The sequence below is a fragment of the Halomonas eurihalina genome, assembly GCF_008274785.1.
GTDB lineage: Bacteria > Pseudomonadota > Gammaproteobacteria > Pseudomonadales > Halomonadaceae > Halomonas > Halomonas eurihalina.
In genome coordinates, this window is the sequence record NZ_VTPU01000013.1 from 25,152 (window position 1) to 42,612 (window position 17,461).

Genomic DNA, 17,461 nt, shown 5'->3' on the forward strand with positions numbered 1-17,461 from the left:
TCCATGACATCTGGTGGATGGTAGCGCCACCCGCTACGCTCAAGGCGAAAGCCATGGGTCAGGGAGGCGGGTATGGAGCCATTGTATCGCGTGTTACCGGAGGCGACCTGGGAAGCGGCATGTCGTTCCGGCGTGGTGTCGCGTTGTGGCAATGACCACCGGGCCGACGGCGTGCACCTGAATGTTGCCGCGGCCGTGGCCGATACGGCACGCCGCTATTTCGCCAGGGAGGAGCGGCCATTGATACTCGAGGTGGACCCGAGCGGCTTCGCCGAGCACATCGAATGGCGCGAGCCGACCGACGATGAGCCCTGGCCGAGGCCCCTGGCGCGTATCGAGGGCCTGCCGACCGAGGCGGTGGTGGCGGTGCGTCGCGTCGAGGCGGGGTTGCTGGAACGCTGATCCTGCGCCCGCATCAAGGCCGCCCCGAGGCGATCATATGCCCACACCGCTGTTCTCCTTGCGGCTCGAGCTGGCGGGCTAGCCTGCCACTCATCATCAGTCCCCCCTGCATGTACAATCGGTAGCATACCGGTGCTGAGAGATGATGCCTGGCAATTCTCCGGGCAATGTCGCCATACCTTCTTCTCTCATTTTTCAGAGAACGCCCTGACACATGATTGCACGACTGGATACCGCTGACTCGTCCATCCTTCCGGAGCTGGGGACCGACTACCTGCGCTTCCTCGAAGCCCTCAAGTCGGCCGGTTTCGAGGGCGAGATCGCCCCTGACTATGCCGATCGCACGGTGCTGGCCACCGACAATTCCATCTACCAGCGCCTGCCCCAGGCGGTGCTCTATCCTCGCCACGGCGAGGATCTCCAACGCATCGCTCACCTCGCCGGTCAGGTGGAGCATCGTCGGGTGGTGCTGGCGCCTCGCGGTGGCGGTACCGGCACCAATGGCCAGTCGCTCACCGATGGCCTGGTGGTGGATGTTTCCCGGCACATGAACCGCATCCTCGACATCGATGTGGAGAACCGCCGGGTGCGCGTCCAGGCCGGGGTGGTCAAAGACCAGCTCAACGCGGCGCTCAAGCCCCACGGGCTGTTCTTTGCCCCGGAACTTTCCACGTCCAACCGGGCGACCATCGGCGGCATGATCGCCACCGACGCCAGCGGCCAGGGCAGTTGCGAGTACGGCAAGACACGCGATCATGTGCTGGAGCTCGACAGCCTGCTGCTGGGCGGCGAGCGCCTGGTGAGTCGCCCGGTGAGCGATGGCGAGCTCGAGTCGCTGTGCGCGCGCGATGATGCCACCGGCCGGGCCTATCGCACCGCCCGCGAGATCATCGACACCCAGGCCGAGCGGATTCGCGACACCTTTCCGCCCCTCAATCGCTGCCTGACCGGCTACGACCTGGCGCACCTGCGCGATGATCAGGGCCGCCTCGACATGAACAGCCTGCTGTGCGGTGCCGAGGGCTCGCTGGCCTTCACCAGCGAGGCGGTGCTCAAGGTGCTGCCGATCCCGGCGCATTCGACGCTGGTCAACGTACGCTATGCCGGCTTCATGGATGCCTTGCGCGACGCCAAGGCACTAATGGGCTCATCACCCGGCCAGCCACAGGCGCTCGATGCCTCGCCGACTTCCATCGAGACGGTGGACGACACCGTGCTGTTGCTGGCCATGGAAGACTTCATCTGGGACAGCGTGGCCGAGTTCTTTCCGTCGGGCGAGACGCCGGTGCGTGGCATCAACCTGGTGGAGTTCAACGACGACGACCCCGAACGGCTGAATGAGCGGGTCGCGGCCTTCTGCCGTCATCTCGAGGAGGATGCCGGCGTCGAGCGGCTGGGCTACACCCTGGCCTCCGGCCGCGACGCCATCAAGCGGGTCTACGGCATGCGCAAGCGTGCCGTGGGCCTGCTCGGTAACGCCAAGGGGGAAAAGCGCCCGATTCCCTTCGTCGAGGACACGGCGGTGCCGCCGGAACATCTGGCGGACTTCATCGGTGAGTTTCGCGCCGCCCTCGACGCCCGCGGCCTGCAGTACGGCATGTTCGGTCATGTCGACGCCGGGGTGCTCCACGTGCGTCCGGCCATCGACATGAAGGATCCAGAGCAGGAGCGCTTGATCCGCGAGGTGTCCGACGAGGTCGCCGAGCTGACCCACAAGTACCATGGTCTACTGTGGGGCGAGCACGGCAAGGGTGTGCGCTCGGAGTACGCGCCGACGTTCTTCGGCGCCCTCTATCCCAGTCTGCAACGGGTCAAGGCCGCCTTCGACCCGCACAACCAGCTCAACCCGGGCAAGATCGCGACGCCCGGCGGCGACATACCCGACCAGCCCTTCTCCAGAGGTGGGGCATCGGGGGCGGGTCGTAGCGAAGGTCATTTGCCAGGGATGGCAAATGTGGCGCCCAGGGAGGGGGTCACAGCGCCTTCGCGCCGTCCTGGCCCCGATACGGCTGGCACGGAAAGTATCGCCGCGTCGGAGGCCTCCGAGGCGCAACCGGTCAAGCTGCTCGATCCTGGACTCCTGGCCATCGATGGCGTGCCCACCCGCGGCCAGCATGACCGCACCATCGATGAAGGGGCCTGGCAGGCCCATGCGGCCACCGTCTACTGCAATGGCAACGGCGCCTGCTACAACTATGATCCCGATGACGCCATGTGCCCGTCGTGGAAGGCCACCCGCGATCGCCGCCACTCGCCCAAGGGGCGTGCCAGCCTGATCCGCGAGTGGCTGCGCCTGCAGGGCGGGGCCGGCGTCGATCTGGTGGAAGAGTCCCGCAGGAAGAAGGCCGAAGGAGCCTGGGGCTTCGTCCGCGACCTGCCGCAGCGCACCTTCAACACCCTGCGTCGCAGCCGGGAAGATGATTTCTCCCACGAGGTCTACGACGCCATGGCCGGCTGCCTGGCCTGCAAGTCCTGCGCCGGCCAGTGCCCGGTCAAGGTCAACGTGCCCGACTCCCGGTCGCGCTTTCTGGAGGTCTACCACGGTCGCTATCTGCGGCCGCTGCGCGACTATCTGATCGGCGGGCTGGAGTTCATGGTGCCGACGCTCTCCCGGGTCGCGCCGCTCTACAACACCGCCCTGGGCAACCGACTGGTGGACCGCCTGCTGGCCGGGTCCATCGGCATGGTCGACAGCCCGCGGCTGTCCCGCGCCAATCTCAAGCGACAGCTCGCTGCCTGGGGCGTGGCCGAGGCGACGCCCACCTCGCTCGGGCTGCTCACCGAGGCCCAGCGGGCCCGCAGTGTGGTGCTCGTCCAGGACGCTTTCACCAGTTACTTCGAGGCCAGGCTGGTGATGGATGTCGTCGAGCTGCTCAGCCGCCTCGATATCAAGGTGTTCGTCGCGCCCTTTGCCCCCAATGGCAAGCCGCTCAATGTCCAGGGTTTCCTGGGCGCCTTCGAGCGAACCGCCGAGAAGCAGGCCAGTCGACTGAAGACGCTGGCCGAGTTCGGCGTCCCTCTGGTGGGTATCGACCCGGCCATGACCCTGACCTATCGCCAGGAATACGTGCAGGCGCTGGGCCCGGATGCCGTGCCCGAGGTACTGATGCTGCAGGAGTGGCTGGTGACCCTGGCCCCGCGCCTCGCCCCGGTTCGCCGGGACGACGACACCCCGGCGGCCTATAAGCTTCTTGCCCACTGCACCGAGAAGACCACCGCACCGGGCTCGCCCGGTGCCTGGCAGCAGGTGTTCGCCGCCTTCGGCCTGGCGCTCGAGCCGGTCAGTACCGGCTGCTGTGGCATGTCTGGCACCTATGGTCACGAGGCGCGCAACCTCGACACCTCGAAGACCATCTACAGCCAGTCCTGGCAGAAGGTCGTCGAGGACGACGCCAACGCCGGCCGCCTGCTGGCGACCGGCTACTCCTGCCGCAGCCAGGTCCGGCGCCTCTCCGATCAGGCCCTGCCGCACCCGCTGCAGGCGCTGTTGGGCGAGTTGCGAAGAAGGCTTACCCCCAGATGAAGGCACCGATCAGCGTCAGTCCCAGAATCATCAGTGACACCATGGCCTCGCCGAGCGTGTAGGTCTTGAACCCGCCCCGCACGCTGAAGCCGGCGAGCTGTGTCGTGATCCAGAAGCCGCTGTCGTTGACGTGCCCGATGCTGATGCCGCCCGACAGGGCTGCCAGGGCGATCCAGATCGGATCAACCACACCGGTGGAGGCAGCACCGGCCATGATCGTCATGGCGGTGATGCCGGCGACGGTGCCCGAGCCCTGGGCGATACGGAAGATCGCCGCCAGGCCATAGGTGAGCAGAATCATGCTGAGCGGCGACTGGGTTTCGCGGAAGACACTGTCGACCAGCGTCTGGCCGATCTGGGTGGCCTCGATCACGCTGCCCAGCGAACCGCCGGCACCGGTGACCAGCAGGACCATGCCAGCGGTCTGCAGGCCAGTGGCGGCGGCGGTGTCACGCTCGTCACGGTTCATGCTGCGCGAGGCCACGGCATAGGCGGCCAGGGCACCGGCCATCAACGCGACGATCCGGTCGCTGATGAAGGCCACGAAGGCGGGGAGCTCGCTGCCGGCCAGCACCCCCAACTGCTGGCAGTAATCATAGAGGGTGCCGCTGAGGATCAGCAGGATCGGCAGGGCGATCGGCAACAGGGCCTGCCAGAGCGGGATCCGGTCGAAATCGGCCGGTGCTGTCGAGTCGCTGCCACCGACCGTGGCGACGCCTAGTTCGTCCGTGCGGGCGTTCCAGATGCCACGGTCGAGAATCAGGAAGTAGAGCTTCATCACCACCAGCGCGGTGACCAGGCCGACGCCCAGGCCGGCGAAGGTCATGACGCCGATATCGAAGTCCAGAATGGTGGCCGCCGCCAGCGGGTTGGGGGTCGGCGGCACGATGGTGTGCGAGGTGGCGGCCCCGATGACCAGGGCGCCGACGGCATAGGGCAGTGGTCGACCGAGCGTCTTGGCCAGCGCTACGCCCAGTGGCACTAGGATCACGAAGGTCACGTCGAAGAAGACCGGGATCGAGAGCAGGAAACCGGTCAGCCCAAGGGCGTAGAGCCCCGCACCGCGTGGCGCACTCTTCACCAGGGTGTGGGCGATCTTGTGGGCGGCCCCGGAGTCGCTCATCAATTGGCCGATGATCACCCCAAAGCCGATGGGCAGGCCGATGCCGGCCATGATATCGCCGAAACCGCCGCTGATGGCGTCCACGGTGTCGGTCATGCCGAGTCCCATGGCGAGGCCGAGGTAGAGGCTGCCGATGATCAGGCTGATGGCGGGGTTCAGCTTGGCGTAGAGGATCAGGAGCAGAATGAGCGATATGGCGATCGCAAGGTGCAGAATTTCCATGGCGTGAACTCTCGCGTGGTCGTTGTTGGAGTGAGCCTGCCCGTGAAGACCGGGGCGACCGGTCTCCATGTCGTGAGGGAATGCTTGGGGGAGCGGCGAGCTCGAGCCTCGGCGCGATTGCCGAGACCGAGCCGCACGCATCGGTTAGCGGGTCATGAGCCGCGGTGCCCGCGCCGGGATGCTGGTTGTCGACGCCCCATCCACAGGGGCGTGACGGCAAACCAGACGAGCGTGACGAACAGCAGCGCCCATTTCATCGCGACTTCGCCCAAGGCATCGAACAGGTACAGGCTCGGCAGCAGTACCGTCAGGACGAGCATCGAGATCGAGAGGATCTGGAGAATCGTGCGCATGGCGAGTCACTCCCTCGTTGCGGTGGTGGTCGAGCCGCCCGGGGCGGTCGTGGTCATGACATGTGCTGCCTGTCGCCGCTGAGCCAGGAAACTCAGACCGGTGAACAGCGCGGCGGCGATGAACCAGCCAGGCAGGGCCACGAAGAAGATCTCGATGTCGGCGAGCCTCACCAGCATCAGGCAGATCGCCAGGGTGACCAGCCAGGTACCCAGTGCCGGGATGGTCAGTCGGTGCCCCGCGTATTCGGCGTAGAAGCTCTTCAGGCCGAGTTTCGGAAGCAGCCAGTAGTCGATGACGATCACCGCGCCGATCGGCATCAGCAGCAGGCCGTACAAGGCAACGAAGCCCAGCAACTGCATCGCCACGCCAGGGAACATCGCCACGAAGGTGGTCAGCAGCCCCGTGCCGATCGTGACATGGAACCGCGAGACCCTTGGGATGACGGCCTGGAAGGCGAGCCCGGCGCGGTAGATGGTCGGGTTGGCGGTGGTCCAGCCGGCGATGATCACGCAGATCAGCCCCGCCACGCCCAGTGCCTGATCGGCCAGAGGGCCGGGGAGCGGGTCCGGTATCCGACCGGCTTCCGCGGCGGCGATCACGGCAGCCTCGCTGCTCAGGCCGGCGTCGTACATCTGGAAGGCGAACAGCATGGAGGCCGCCAGCCAGGCCATGAAGTGGCCGACATACATCCCCGCCGCCGCGGCGATGCTGTACCAGCTCTTGCGCGCGAAACGCAGTACCGACAGGTCGGACATGCCGATGTGCATGGCCATGTTGGCGAACCAGGCGAAGAAGATGACATGCCAGATGGTGAAGTCCGGTTGTCCGGGCACGTGCACACCGGTCCAGATCGCCGTTTCGGCCAGTTGCCACAGATCGCCGGCTGAAGCGACGCTCGTCCCCGTGGCGTCGATGAACCACTTCAGCGAGACGATACCGAAGCCCAGGAAGATCAGGACCATCCAGGGGGCGGCGATGTTGGCGAACCAGGACACGAAACGGTAGCCGTAGGCCGCCACGATGGTGATCATGATGCCGACGCCGAGCACGCTGAGTACCCAGCCGATGCTGTTCGGTGTCATGTCCGCCAGGGTCGGCAGCGGGAAGCCGAACCAGACGCCCACGGCGGTGGCGGAGACGGTGATCATGGCGCCGGCGAGGAAGCAGAACGCCAGGCCGTTGGCCAGGTTGTAGAGGATGACCGTGTAGCGTCCGGCGATCTTCTCGAGATGGTAATAGAGCGTCAGCCGTGCCCGGGTTCCGATCGGGGCCGTGAGGAACAGCCAGCTCAGTACCGCCAGCGCATTGCCGATCAGCAGGCCGATCACCACGTCGAAGGCCGACACGCCCGCCAGGACGAACAGCGGGCCGATCATCAGCTCGGTGCCGGCGGTGTGTTCGCCGGCATACATACCAAGAAAGCTCTTGAATCCCAGGCGTGCCTCGTCGGGGACGGGCTGGCGCTCGTACTCGCTGCGCGGGGCCGAGGCGGCCGGTGTTTCATGGGATGTCGCGCCCATGGCGAGTCCCTCCTGTTGTTATTGGGGTGTCGGGGCTCAGGTCTCGAGGTAGACCACGTGGCTGTGGGTGTACTCATAGAGGCCGTGCTTGCCATCGGCCCCGCCGATGCCCGACTTGCGGGTGCCGGCATGGAAGCCCTGCATTGCCTCGAAGTTCTCGCGGTTGATGTAGGTCTCGCCGTAGTCGATCTCGCGACAGGCGTGCATGGCGTGGGCGAGGCTGCGGGTATAGACCGAGGAGGTCAGGCCGTAGTCGGAGTCGTTGGCGAGCTGGATCGCCTCATCGAGGTCGTCGACGATCTGGATCGGCAGTACCGGGCCGAAGATCTCCCGGCGCATGATGTCCATGTCGCCGTGGCAGCCGGCCAGCACCGTGGGCTGGTAGTGGAAGCCCTGGCCGAGATCGGCGACGCGCCCGCCGGTGATCGTCTCGGCGCCGTCCTGACAGGCGCGTTCGACCATGGCGGCGACCTTGTCCAGCCCCTGCCGGTTGATCAGTGGTCCCATCTCGATATCCGGTTGTGTCAGGGGATCGCCGTAGGTGGTCTCGGCCATGGCGCGAGCGAGCTTGTCGGTGAACGCGTCGGCCACGCCGCGCTGCACGTAGACGCGTTCGGCGCAGTTGCATACCTGGCCGGTGTTGATGATTCGAGAGGCGCGGATCGATTGCACGGCCAGGTCGATATCGGCGTCGTCGAGGACAATGGCCGGTGCCTTGCCGCCCAGTTCCAGATTGAGCTTGGTGATGTTGTCGGCGGCGCCGCGCATGATGCGCGAGCCGGTCTCGACACTGCCGGTGAAGCTGATCATGTCGACCCGCGAACTTGCCGTCAGGGCGTTGCCGGTACCGGCGCCGCTGCCGCTGACCACGTTGAACACGCCCTCGGGCAGGCCGATCCGGTCGAGCAGGCGAGTAAAGGCGAAGCAGTTGTTGGGCGTCTCCTCGCTGGGCTTGATCACCACGGTGTTGCCGGTGACCAGTGCCGGGGCCATCTTGCGAGCGATCAGAAAGAACGGAAAGTTCCACGGCAGGATGCCGGCGACCACGCCCAGCGGCTTGCGGAACAGGAAGATGTTCTCGCCGGGGCGGTCGCTCTCGATGATCTCGCCTTCGATGCGTCGTGCCCAGCCGGCCATGTAGTCAAGGTAATCCGCGGTGAAGTTGACCTCCACTTCGGCCAGGCCGGAGACCTTGCCCTGTTCTTCGGTGATGATCCGCGCCAGGGACTTGGCCTCGCGGCGTATTTCGTCGGCGAGGCGCTGCAAGTAGGCGGCGCGCTCCACGGCGGGCAGGCGTGACCAGGGCTTCTGGGCGGCGCGGGCGGCGTCCAGGGCGCGCTCGACGTCGTCTGGTGAGGAGTCCGGTGCCCGCGAGAGCAACTGCCCGTTGGCTGGGTTGCGTACTTCGAGGTGTTCGCGGGTGGGGACGAAGGCTCCGTTGATGTAGTTCTGGTGGGTCTGGATGTCGCTGGCCATGAATCGACTCCTCTCGTTGTGGTGTTATGCCGTTGGTGCGTGTGTCGTTGTCGCGTGTGTCGTCGGCGCGTGTGTCGTTGGCGTTGCGGTTCAGTACGTGGCGGAAGGTGTCGCCCGGGAGTCGCCGGGCTTGTAGCGCTCCAGGGTCTGCAGGGCGGCCTGGCGCAGCAGGCTGATGTCGATGCCCACGGCGATGAAGTCGAAGCCCCACTCGGCATAGCGCCGGGCGTCCTGCTCGGCGGGTGCGAGGATGCCGGTGGCCTTGCCGGCCGCCTGGGCGGCATCGAAGGCGCGACGGATCATCGCCTGTACCTCGGGATGGCCAGGGTTGCCGATATGGCCGACTCCGGTGGAGAGATCGGCAGGGCCGACGAAGACGGCATCGACGCCCTCCACGGCGGCAATGGCCTCGACATTGTCGATGCCCTGCGGTGACTCGACCTGGACGATCAGGCACAGCTCCTGGTGGGCGGTTTCGATGTAGTCGGGTACGGCGTCCCAGCGCGTTGCACGGGTCAGGCCGCCGCCCACGCCGCGGATGCCCTGCGGTGGGAAGCGCGTGGCGCGCACCAGGGCTTCGGCCTGTTCGGCGGTATCCACCATCGGCACCATCAGGGTCTGGGTGCCGATGTCGAGCAGCCGCTTGATCAGGGCCGGGTCATGATTGACGGCGCGTACCACCGGGGCGCTGTCATAGGGCGCCACGGCCTGGAGCTGGCCGAGTACGGCCGGCACCGGGTTGGGGGCGTGCTCGCCATCGATCAGCAGCCAATCGAAGCCGGTGGTGGCGAGGATCTCGGCGGCATAGGCGGTGCCGAAACCGGCCCAGCAGCCATAGCGTGTCTGGCCATCGAGGGCGTGCTTGAAGGGATTGCGTGGAAGTTGCATGCCGGTCTCCTACTGCAGGTTGACGAACATGCCGCCGTCGACCAGCAGCGAGGCGCCGGTGACGTAGGCCGCCATGTCGGAGGCGAGGAAGGCGATCGGGCCGGCCATGTCTTCCGGGCGCCCAAGGCGGCCCAGCGGCGTGCGGCCGATCATGTAGTCGCGCTTGTCCTGGTCGGCCAGGTCGTCCTTGTTGATGTCGGTCTCGATGGTGCCTGGCAGCAGGGCGTTGCAGCGGATGCCGTAGGGACCGAGGGCGACGGCGCAGGATTGCATCAGCGAGAGCAGCCCGGCCTTGGTCGGTGTGTAGTGGGTCTGCATGGCGCCGCCGACCAGCGCACTGATTGAGCTCACCGCGATGATCGCGCCGCCGTTGCCTTGTTCCTTCATGCGGTTGGCGGCGGCCTGCACGGCGAAGTAGGCGCCGTTGAGGTTGGTGTTGACGGTTTCCAGGTAGGTGTCCCGAGGCATGTCCAGGAAGCTGTGGAACGGGCAGATGCCGGCGTTGTTGACGAAAACGTCGACACTGCCGAAGTGGCTGACGGCAGCATCGACCAGCTTGTCGCCGGTATTCGGGTCGCCGGCGGGGGCGCCCACCGAGGTGGCATCACGCCCGAGCGAGCGGATTTCCCCGATCAGTTCGTCGACCAGTGGCTGGCTGCTTTCGCTGCCGCTGTAGCCGATGACCAGGTTGGCGCCCTGGCGGGCGCATTCCAGGGCGGCGGCGCGGCCGATGCCGCGCGAGGCGCCGGTGATGATGACGGTCTTGTCGTTGAGAAGCATGGAGGGCTCCAGAGGTCGGGAATTTGGCGATGTCAGGTATGGGGCGCGAGGCGGTACAGGCGTCGGGCGTTGTCGACGAACAGCGCCCGCTGCTCGTCGGGCGAGGCATCGGCGACGATCTCGGCGTAGGCGTGCCAGATGTCGGCGTAGCGGGCGTAGAGCCCGTCCACCGGGAAATTGGAGGCAAAGAGGCTGCGCTCCACGCCGAACGCGTCGATCGCTTCGAGGATCAGTGGCCGGATGCTGCCGACCGTCCAGTGGTGATCTAGCATGCCGAAACCACTCAGTTTGACGGCGACGTTGTCCCGTGCGGCCAGTTCACGCAGGCCATCGCGCCAGGCGCGCCATCCTTCGACACTCTGGCGGTCGACATACATGCCCGCGTGGTTGAGCAGAAACCGGGTGTCGGGATGCTCCGCCGCCAGGGCTGCGGCCTGTGCCATCTGAGAGGGATAGATCTGCAGGTCGAACGAGAGGTCGTGGCGTGCCAGCAGGCGAAAGTTGTCGCGCCAGGCCGGCTCGCTCATGTAATGCCGCCCCACGTAGTCGAACAGCGGGTCCTCGTGCACGTTGAGGATCTGGCGCACGCCGCGCACCTTCTCGCTGTGCTCGAGTTGCGCCTCGAGTGTTCGCGCGGCCTCAGGGGACGAGAGATCGGCACCGATGACCAGCGCCGAAGGCAGTGGCGGATGGCCTTCGTCGTCGAGCGTTGCCAGCCAGCGCGTCTCCCGGACCGGATCGACGGCGTCGGCCTCGATGTGCACGGCGCCGAGCAGCTCGATGTCGCCACGTTGGCGCCGCAGCTCGGCCGGGCCGACATCGTGGGCCATGGGGCTGTAGTCGCCGAGCAGGTTGGGAGACGGCCGCTCGAGCCAGGGTTGGTTGCCCTGATCGAGTTGCCAGAAATGCACATGGGCATCGATCACTTGCATGGTCGTCATTCCTCGGGAAGCAGCGTGAACACTTCATCCAGCGCCACGCTCTGCGGCGAGGCGTCCGGTTCGGTGTCCATGATATCGGCCATGGCGTGCCACCAGCGCTGCATCACCGGCAGTGACGGCAAGTCGTCGACACGATGATCGTCGGCCAACGTCATGATGGCGAAGAGGTGACGCGATTCGGGGTCGAGGAAGATGCGATATTCCTCGATGCCCGCCTCGCGCAGTGCCGTGACCAGCTCCGGCCAGATGGCCGCGTGACGCCGCCGGTACTCGGCTTCCTGGCCGGGGTGCAGGGTCATGCGAAGGGCTCGGGTCGGCATGTCGTTCGCTCTCCGGTCAATGCTCGTCGAGATCAGTGTGTCGTGATCAGTGCTCGTAGGGACGTGCCAACTGGCTCTCTGGATTCAGGCGCACGCCGAAGCCGGGGGCGTCGAGCCGGGAGGTGCGCATGCGGCCGTTTTCCGGTACCGGCTCGTCGAGCAGCAGCGGGTTGAACATCGGCACCACTTCATCGGCCTCGGGGGCCATCATCAGAAACTCGGCGAACGGGCTGTTGTGGCGCGTGACGACGAAGTGGTAGCTGTAGACCGAGGAGCCGTGCGGTACCACCAGCTTGTTGTGGGCATCGGCAAGCGCCGAGATCTTGATCAGCTCGGTAACGCCCCCGCACCAGCCGACGTCGGGCTGGATGACGTCGCAACACTCCATCTCCATCAGCATGCGGAAGCCCCAGCGGGTCGCCTCGTGTTCGCCGGTGTTGACCAGCATGCCGGTCGGCACGTTGCGCTTGAGTTCGGCGTAGCCCCAGTAGTCGTCAGGTGGCAGGGCCTCCTCGATCCACTTGAGATCGAACTCGCGGGCGCCCTGGGCGAGGCGCGTGGCGTAGTTGACATCGAGGCTCATCCAGCAGTCGAACATCAGCCAGAAGTCGTTGCCGACGCGTTCGCGCATGTCGGCGAGCTGGGCGAGGTTCTTCTCGAGCCCGGCATCGCCTTCGGCCGGCCCGTGTTTGAGCGGCATCTTGCCGCCGATGAACCCCATCTGCTTGGCCAGATCGGGGCGTGCACCGGTCGCGTAGAAGGTCAGCTCGTCACGCACTGGACCGCCGAGCATGGCGTGGACCGGCTCCTGGCGAATCTTGCCCAGCAGGTCCCAGAGCGCGAGGTCGACGCCGGAGATGGTGTTGAGCACCACGCCCTTGCGACCGTAGAAGAGGGTGGCATGGAACATCTGGTCCCAGATGCGCTCGATGTCGGTGACGCGCTGGCCCTCGACGAAGCGTGCCAGGTGCTTTTCGACGATGAAGGCGCCAATCTCGCCGGCGGTGGTTACTGCGAAGCCGGTAGTGCCGTCGCTGGCCTCGACCTCGACCACCAGCGTGCCGAGCACATTCAGCCCGAAGCTCTTGCGTGTCATGCGGTACTCGGGGTACTTGCTCATCGGGGTCGATATCTGGCCATCGATCCAGTGGCCGTCGCCCTGGTCGTGGTAATCGGCGCCGCCGCCGCGGACGGTATAGGCACGGATGTGCTTGATGGTGGGCATCGGCATGATGCTGTCCCTTCAATGGATGACGAATGAAAAAGGTGTGGGGGAATAGATACGCGCGATAGCGGCGGCTGGCTAATGCAGAGCTCGTCCCGTGTGATACCTTTTCATTATCAATTGCCGTGGAGGCGAGGCTTCATGGGCTCTTCAGAGAGTCCTTGAAACTGGAGGGGTGGAGCTGAATTAGACCAATGTCGAATGGGTCATGAAGAAATAGCTTCCCGTTATCGTGAGCCCGGGTGTCAGGCATAAAGAGAGGTGTCATGTCGGAGTCGATGCGTCACGCGGCGCTGCTCAACCGGCTGCGTTACAAGCACTTGCTGTTGATCGCGTTACTCGATGAGCACCGCAACCTGCATCAGGTAGCGAGGGCTCTGAACATGTCGCAGCCGGCGGCGACGCGCATGCTGCGTGAAATCGAGGCGACCTTCGAATGCCGGCTCTTCGAGCGCACCACGCGCGGTGTACAGCCGACGCGCCTGGGCGAGGTGCTGATCGAATTCGCCCATGGTGCACTGAACCGCTTGAACCGCTGCGCCGAGTCACTGCATCGGCATCAACTGGGCGACCAGGGGCAATTGGTATTGGGAGCCATCATGGGAGCGGCGCCCGATCTGGTGGCGGAGGCGGTGATCGAGATGAAGCGTCAGCGTCCGCTGTTGCAGGTGCGACTGCTGGGCGAGACCAGTGACCAGCTCGTGGAACTGCTGGCCCAGAACAAGATCGATATCGCCATCGCTCGCTACGTGACTGCGCTTCAGCATAACCAGTTCGACTTCGAGTCACTGGGCAACGAGACGATGTTGGCCGTGGTGCGTCACGACCATCCCCTGGCCGATGAGGCATCGCTGTCGCTGGCGACGCTGTTGGAAGCCTGGCCCTGGATCCTGCAGCCGCTGGAGAGCCCGGCGCGACAGGTTCTGGAAAAAGAATTCGAGCTGGCGGGCCTGATGTCGCCGCGCGACATCATCGAATGCGGGTCGATCTTTGCGGCCTTGCAGTTGGTCAAGCGCAGCGATGGCGTGCTGGTGATGCCCGAATCGGTGTTGCGCGACTATCTCGAAATCGGGCTGATCAAGGCGCTGCCGATTTCGGTCGGTAAGACGCTCTCCCCGTTCGGCATCCTGACGCGCAAGAACGAGGCGCTCAGCGAGCCCGTTCGCCACTTGTGCGCCATCCTGCGCGATATCGCCGGGGATTGAGAAGCGCCTGCGAGGCGCTTGTTGTGCGCGCAGGGCAGGGGAAGCGTGGCGGCAGCCGCCGGAAAAGCGTTCGTGCTTTTCCGACTCCGTGGTTGATGATTCAGTAGACGGTGACCACCCGGCAATTCGCCGCGTGGCTGACGCGGTGGGCAATGCTGCCGACGATCAACCCCTTGAGCTCGCTCAGGCCTCGGCTGCCCATGACGATGGCGTCGACGTTCTGTTCCTTGGCCGTGGCCAGGATCAGCTGTCGAGGATCGCCGTGGGCGAGTTTGGTCGTGATGGCATCCGAGTCCAGTCCATGGGATCGAGCCTCTTCCGAAGCCTTGTCGAGCAGCGACTGCCCGGCCTTTTCCCGCTGTTCCGTGGTAGAGCCCATGGGGATGGCGCCAATGCCCCAGACCAGCAGCGGCTCGTGCTCCAGCGGTTCGGGAACGTGCAAGAGAATGACGCGTGCCCCCGTTGGCGGGGTTAGCTTGCAGGCGACACGCAATGCCATTTGGGAGTGCTCCGAACCATCCAGGGGCACCAGGATTGACTGAAACATGGCGAACTCCTTCGTTCGGTGATCATGTCCTCTTCAGTCTAGGAGGGAGTTGCGCATCTCGTCAGGGGGATTGATGCCGCACGTGCTCGCCTGAGCTGCGCCTTGGCTCGGCGCGGAGCCGCGGGGAAGGCGGCCCTGCTCCAAAAACAAAAACAGCCACTCGTAAGTGGCTGTTTTCATTGCTTGTGTGGTGGAGGCGGCGGGAATCGAACCCGCGTCCGCCGACACTCGCCCATCGGCTCTACATGCTTAGTTCCGTCTTTTGCTTTAGCGTCGCTGGCTCCGACGGGCAGGATCCAGAAACGCGATTCCTCTAAGATTTAACGATTGACGCGAGGACAAAGCCAACCGCGATCCCATCAGTCTGAGCTCGTGCCCTTTGGTGATGAATGGGCACATCACCGCCGGGTAGGACTAGAAGCTAGCAGTTTTTACGCTGCCAGCGCGCCCTGAGCGTAGTTGTCGTCGTTTGCGACTATTTAATCGTGATGTTGGATTTACGAGATACATCACGCTCTCGGCATGCACCTCAGGGGTTGTCATCGGCGTCGAAGCCATGTCGCCCCCGTAACGTCGCTATTTTAACAGAGTGGCTATGAGTGTGACAGCGTTATGTCTTGTTGTGCTCACGCAGGATGCGGCCCTTCTGCCGCTGCCAGTCGCGATCCTTCTCGGTGGCTCGCTTGTCGTGAATCTTCTTGCCGGTCACCAGCGCCAGCTCGCACTTCACCTTGCTGCCTTTCCAGTACAGCTTGAGGGGGACGCAGGTGTGCCCCTTGTCCTGGGTTCGCGAGAAGATCCTGGCGATCTCCTTGCGGTGCAGCAGCAACTTGCGGGTCCGGGTCGGGTCGGCCACCTCGTGGGTGCTGACGGTGTTGAGCGGGGTAATGTGGCTGCCCAGCAACCAGGCCTCCCCGTTCTTGACCAGGATGTAGGTGTCGGTGAGCTGTGCCTTGCCGGCGCGCAGGCTTTTCACCTCCCAACCGGCCAGCGCCAGGCCTGCCTCGAAGGTCTCGTCGATGTGGTATTCGAAACGCGCCTTCTTGTTCAAGGCGATGGCGTTGCTGCCTGGACCCTTACCTTTCTTGTTGGCCATGGAACCTCGTATTCTGTCTTGCCGATGGTGGCCTGCCCCTCCGATATGGGGGGAAGCGTGATACCATTCAAGGCCTGAAATAACCGCTCATGATACGCCTTGGGCCCCTTGAAGTCAGCGGAGAGGTCAATGCCAACGGTCAATCGTTCCGCCCTGGTGCGGCACACCCCCCAGCAAATGTTCGATCTGGTCAACGATTTCGAACGTTATCCGGAGTTCTTGCCGGGCTGTCGGCGTGCGCGGTTGCTTGAACGGGATGCCGAGCACCTGGTCGGCGAAATGACGCTGGGTCGTGCCGGTATCGAACAAAGTTTCACCACGCGCAACGATTTGCAGGAGCCCGAGCGCATCGATCTGTCGTTGGTCAATGGTCCCTTCAAGCGCCTGCGTGGGCGCTGGCTGTTCCTGCCCATGGGCGAGGATACCTGCAAGGTCAGCCTGGAGATGGAATTCGAGTTCGCCAATCGCCTGCTGGGCATGGCGTTCGGCAAGTTGTTCCAGCAGGTGGCGGGCCAGTTGGTGGAGGCCTTCACGCGCCGCGCCGATGAGCTCTATGGTCGCTGAGGCTCAGGACATGATCCACGTCGAAGTGGCCTTTGCACTACCGAGCAGGCAGCGCGTCGCTTCCCTGACGCTGCCCGCGGGCACCTCTGCCCGCGAGGCAGTGCGCAAGGCCAATCTGGCACGCCACTTCCCCGATGAGCCGCCCGAGACCTTCGAGAATGCCGCGCTCGGCATCTTCGGCAAGGCATTGCGCGACCCGGAGCGATACATATTGCAAGAGGGCGATCGGGTGGAAGTCTACCGGCCTCTGCGTATCGATCCCAAGGCGGCACGGGCGTCCCGCGCCGCGGACAAGCGGGGCTGAGGACGGGTCAGTCTTCCCCGGGGCGTGCGTTGAGCAGATTGCCCGCCTGCTCGATAGCGGAGTCCGTCGGGCCGATGCCACGCTCGTTGGCGACCGATGGCGGACGCGAAAAATCGCCATGCCGTTCGATGTCTGCCAGACGGTTGCCCTGGAAGGTCAATGTGAGGCGGCGTTGCTCGATGCCGCCATAGGCCTTGTCCAGGCGATAGACGTAATCCCACTGCTGGGCTTCGAAGGGCGCCTCGAGCATCGGGCTGCCCATCAGGTTGACCACTTGCTGGCGGGTCATGCCGGGTTGCAGTTGTTCGGCCATGGCGGGGGTCACCAGGTTGCCCTGGGCCAGGTCGCGCTTGTACACGCCGAAATAGCTGCAGCCACTGACCAGGGTCAGGGCGACGGTAAGGGTGACGGTGCGAGTCAGCTTTTGCATTTGCGCCTGTTCTTCACTATCGTGGTTTTGGTCGATCATACCCGACCCTACCTGATACTGCGAAGAGCAACCATGGCCGACCAGAACCATGAATTACGCAAGGCCGGTCTGAAAGTGACCCTGCCGCGCGTCAAGATACTGCACATTCTCGAGAACGCCACGGGACAACACCACCTGAGCGCCGAGGATGTCTACAAGACCCTACTCGAGGCGGGCGAAGACGTTGGCCTGGCCACCGTCTATCGCGTGCTGACACAGTTCGAGACCGCCGGTCTGGTGACTCGTCACAACTTCGATGGCGGTCATGCCGTCTTCGAGCTGACCCAGGAAGAGCACCATGATCACATGGTGTGCCTGGACAGCGGCGAGATCATCGAATTCTTCGATGACACCATCGAGCGTCGTCAGCAGGAAATCGCCGAAGAGCATGGGTATGAACTCGTGGACCATGCCCTGGTGCTCTATGTGCGCCCCAAGGGTTCCGGGGTGACGCGCCAGGAATCATCCGGCAAGAAGTGAGCAAGCTGACTCGCTGAGTACA

At 64.7% G+C, this 17,461-nt stretch carries 18 protein-coding genes and 1 other RNA gene; 6 read left to right on the forward strand and 13 right to left on the reverse strand.

Going from position 1 to position 17,461, the window contains the following annotated elements; genetic code table 11:
• Positions 1 to 72 precede the first annotated feature (72 nt).
• Positions 73 to 402, forward strand: coding sequence for a DUF952 domain-containing protein (locus tag FZZ93_RS13150; protein WP_149322777.1), 330 nt, complete (start codon positions 73 to 75; stop codon positions 400 to 402).
• Positions 403 to 616: 214 nt separating this feature from the next.
• Positions 617 to 3,925 carry an FAD-binding and (Fe-S)-binding domain-containing protein gene (locus FZZ93_RS13155; RefSeq protein WP_149322778.1) on the forward strand — a complete coding sequence of 1,103 codons (3,309 nt, stop codon included), beginning with the start codon at positions 617 to 619 and terminating at the stop codon, positions 3,923 to 3,925.
• Here the strand turns inward: FZZ93_RS13155 and FZZ93_RS13160 are convergent.
• The 9 genes from FZZ93_RS13160 to rhmD form a co-directional block, all read right to left on the reverse strand.
• A complete protein-coding gene (locus FZZ93_RS13160) occupies positions 3,912 to 5,270 on the reverse strand; it encodes a GntP family permease (protein WP_246146220.1) in 1,359 nt (452 codons plus the stop codon). The genes FZZ93_RS13155 and FZZ93_RS13160 overlap by 14 nt on opposite strands.
• Before the next feature lie 152 nt (positions 5,271 to 5,422).
• Complete coding sequence (locus FZZ93_RS13165; protein WP_149322780.1) at positions 5,423 to 5,623, reverse strand: hypothetical protein; 201 nt, start codon at positions 5,621 to 5,623, stop codon at positions 5,423 to 5,425.
• 6 nt (positions 5,624 to 5,629) lie between these two features.
• A complete protein-coding gene (locus FZZ93_RS13170) occupies positions 5,630 to 7,144 on the reverse strand; it encodes a purine-cytosine permease family protein (RefSeq protein WP_149322781.1) in 1,515 nt (504 codons plus the stop codon).
• Positions 7,145 to 7,180: 36 nt separating this feature from the next.
• Positions 7,181 to 8,620 carry an aldehyde dehydrogenase gene (aldA, locus tag FZZ93_RS13175; protein WP_149322782.1) on the reverse strand — a complete coding sequence of 480 codons (1,440 nt, stop codon included), beginning with the start codon at positions 8,618 to 8,620 and terminating at the stop codon, positions 7,181 to 7,183.
• Positions 8,621 to 8,710: 90 nt separating this feature from the next.
• Complete coding sequence (locus tag FZZ93_RS13180; RefSeq protein WP_149322783.1) at positions 8,711 to 9,508, reverse strand: HpcH/HpaI aldolase family protein; 798 nt, start codon at positions 9,506 to 9,508, stop codon at positions 8,711 to 8,713.
• Between the two features lie 9 nt (positions 9,509 to 9,517).
• Positions 9,518 to 10,288 (reverse strand): L-rhamnose 1-dehydrogenase Lra1, encoded by a 771-nt coding sequence (gene lra1, locus FZZ93_RS13185; protein WP_149322784.1) that lies wholly within the window; start codon positions 10,286 to 10,288, stop codon positions 9,518 to 9,520.
• Between the two features lie 32 nt (positions 10,289 to 10,320).
• Positions 10,321 to 11,220, reverse strand: coding sequence for an amidohydrolase family protein (locus FZZ93_RS13190; protein WP_149322785.1), 900 nt, complete (start codon positions 11,218 to 11,220; stop codon positions 10,321 to 10,323).
• Between the two features lie 5 nt (positions 11,221 to 11,225).
• Positions 11,226 to 11,549, reverse strand: coding sequence for an L-rhamnose mutarotase (gene rhaM, locus FZZ93_RS13195; RefSeq protein ID WP_149322786.1), 324 nt, complete (start codon positions 11,547 to 11,549; stop codon positions 11,226 to 11,228).
• A 46-nt stretch (positions 11,550 to 11,595) separates the two neighbouring features.
• Positions 11,596 to 12,780 (reverse strand): L-rhamnonate dehydratase, encoded by a 1,185-nt coding sequence (gene rhmD / locus FZZ93_RS13200; protein WP_149322787.1) that lies wholly within the window; start codon positions 12,778 to 12,780, stop codon positions 11,596 to 11,598.
• Positions 12,781 to 13,040: 260 nt separating this feature from the next.
• On the opposite strand from rhmD, the gene FZZ93_RS13205 reads away from it, so the two are divergent.
• A complete protein-coding gene (locus FZZ93_RS13205; protein WP_149322788.1) occupies positions 13,041 to 13,979 on the forward strand; it encodes a LysR family transcriptional regulator in 939 nt (312 codons plus the stop codon).
• Positions 13,980 to 14,079: 100 nt separating this feature from the next.
• Here FZZ93_RS13205 and FZZ93_RS13210 read toward each other — a convergent pair whose 3' ends face one another.
• The 3 genes from FZZ93_RS13210 to smpB all read right to left on the reverse strand — a co-directional run bounded on the left by FZZ93_RS13210 (position 14,080) and on the right by smpB (position 15,622).
• Positions 14,080 to 14,526, reverse strand: a complete 447-nt coding sequence (locus FZZ93_RS13210) for a universal stress protein (protein ID WP_149322789.1) — start codon at positions 14,524 to 14,526, stop codon at positions 14,080 to 14,082.
• 188 nt (positions 14,527 to 14,714) lie between these two features.
• Positions 14,715 to 15,093, reverse strand: a transfer-messenger RNA (tmRNA) gene (gene ssrA, locus FZZ93_RS13215).
• A 43-nt stretch (positions 15,094 to 15,136) separates the two neighbouring features.
• Positions 15,137 to 15,622: an SsrA-binding protein SmpB gene (smpB, locus tag FZZ93_RS13220; RefSeq protein WP_149322790.1), complete on the reverse strand. Its 486-nt coding sequence runs from the start codon at positions 15,620 to 15,622 to the stop codon at positions 15,137 to 15,139.
• Positions 15,623 to 15,751: 129 nt separating this feature from the next.
• On the opposite strand from smpB, the gene FZZ93_RS13225 reads away from it, so the two are divergent.
• Positions 15,752 to 16,186: a type II toxin-antitoxin system RatA family toxin gene (locus FZZ93_RS13225; RefSeq protein ID WP_149322791.1), complete on the forward strand. Its 435-nt coding sequence runs from the start codon at positions 15,752 to 15,754 to the stop codon at positions 16,184 to 16,186.
• A 10-nt stretch (positions 16,187 to 16,196) separates the two neighbouring features.
• On the forward strand, positions 16,197 to 16,490 hold the full coding sequence (locus tag FZZ93_RS13230) for an RnfH family protein (protein ID WP_149322792.1): 294 nt from the start codon (positions 16,197 to 16,199) through the stop codon (positions 16,488 to 16,490).
• A gap of 7 nt (positions 16,491 to 16,497) precedes the next feature.
• On the opposite strand, the gene FZZ93_RS13235 is transcribed toward FZZ93_RS13230, so the two are convergent.
• Positions 16,498 to 16,920 (reverse strand): outer membrane protein assembly factor BamE, encoded by a 423-nt coding sequence (locus FZZ93_RS13235; protein ID WP_223111790.1) that lies wholly within the window; start codon positions 16,918 to 16,920, stop codon positions 16,498 to 16,500.
• Between the two features lie 72 nt (positions 16,921 to 16,992).
• Between FZZ93_RS13235 and fur the strand changes: the two genes are divergently transcribed.
• Positions 16,993 to 17,439 (forward strand): ferric iron uptake transcriptional regulator, encoded by a 447-nt coding sequence (fur, locus tag FZZ93_RS13240; RefSeq protein ID WP_149322794.1) that lies wholly within the window; start codon positions 16,993 to 16,995, stop codon positions 17,437 to 17,439.
• Positions 17,440 to 17,461: the final 22 nt, after the last annotated feature.

What these genes read in the sequence shown, in the direction of transcription:
- FZZ93_RS13150 (WP_149322777.1), top strand. Translation starts at nt 73, where the DNA reads ATGGAGCCATTGTATCGCGTGTTACCGGAGGCGACCTGGGAAGCGGCA.
- FZZ93_RS13155 (WP_149322778.1), top strand. Translation starts at nt 617, where the DNA reads ATGATTGCACGACTGGATACCGCTGACTCGTCCATCCTTCCGGAGCTG.
- FZZ93_RS13160 (WP_246146220.1), bottom strand. Translation starts at nt 5,270, where the DNA reads ATGGAAATTCTGCACCTTGCGATCGCCATATCGCTCATTCTGCTCCTG.
- FZZ93_RS13165 (WP_149322780.1), bottom strand. Translation starts at nt 5,623, where the DNA reads ATGCGCACGATTCTCCAGATCCTCTCGATCTCGATGCTCGTCCTGACG.
- FZZ93_RS13170 (WP_149322781.1), bottom strand. Translation starts at nt 7,144, where the DNA reads ATGGGCGCGACATCCCATGAAACACCGGCCGCCTCGGCCCCGCGCAGC.
- aldA (WP_149322782.1), bottom strand. Translation starts at nt 8,620, where the DNA reads ATGGCCAGCGACATCCAGACCCACCAGAACTACATCAACGGAGCCTTC.
- FZZ93_RS13180 (WP_149322783.1), bottom strand. Translation starts at nt 9,508, where the DNA reads ATGCAACTTCCACGCAATCCCTTCAAGCACGCCCTCGATGGCCAGACA.
- lra1 (WP_149322784.1), bottom strand. Translation starts at nt 10,288, where the DNA reads ATGCTTCTCAACGACAAGACCGTCATCATCACCGGCGCCTCGCGCGGC.
- FZZ93_RS13190 (WP_149322785.1), bottom strand. Translation starts at nt 11,220, where the DNA reads ATGCAAGTGATCGATGCCCATGTGCATTTCTGGCAACTCGATCAGGGC.
- rhaM (WP_149322786.1), bottom strand. Translation starts at nt 11,549, where the DNA reads ATGCCGACCCGAGCCCTTCGCATGACCCTGCACCCCGGCCAGGAAGCC.
- rhmD (WP_149322787.1), bottom strand. Translation starts at nt 12,780, where the DNA reads ATGCCGATGCCCACCATCAAGCACATCCGTGCCTATACCGTCCGCGGC.
- FZZ93_RS13205 (WP_149322788.1), top strand. Translation starts at nt 13,041, where the DNA reads ATGTCGGAGTCGATGCGTCACGCGGCGCTGCTCAACCGGCTGCGTTAC.
- FZZ93_RS13210 (WP_149322789.1), bottom strand. Translation starts at nt 14,526, where the DNA reads ATGTTTCAGTCAATCCTGGTGCCCCTGGATGGTTCGGAGCACTCCCAA.
- smpB (WP_149322790.1), bottom strand. Translation starts at nt 15,622, where the DNA reads ATGGCCAACAAGAAAGGTAAGGGTCCAGGCAGCAACGCCATCGCCTTG.
- FZZ93_RS13225 (WP_149322791.1), top strand. Translation starts at nt 15,752, where the DNA reads ATGCCAACGGTCAATCGTTCCGCCCTGGTGCGGCACACCCCCCAGCAA.
- FZZ93_RS13230 (WP_149322792.1), top strand. Translation starts at nt 16,197, where the DNA reads ATGATCCACGTCGAAGTGGCCTTTGCACTACCGAGCAGGCAGCGCGTC.
- FZZ93_RS13235 (WP_223111790.1), bottom strand. Translation starts at nt 16,920, where the DNA reads ATGCAAAAGCTGACTCGCACCGTCACCCTTACCGTCGCCCTGACCCTG.
- fur (WP_149322794.1), top strand. Translation starts at nt 16,993, where the DNA reads ATGGCCGACCAGAACCATGAATTACGCAAGGCCGGTCTGAAAGTGACC.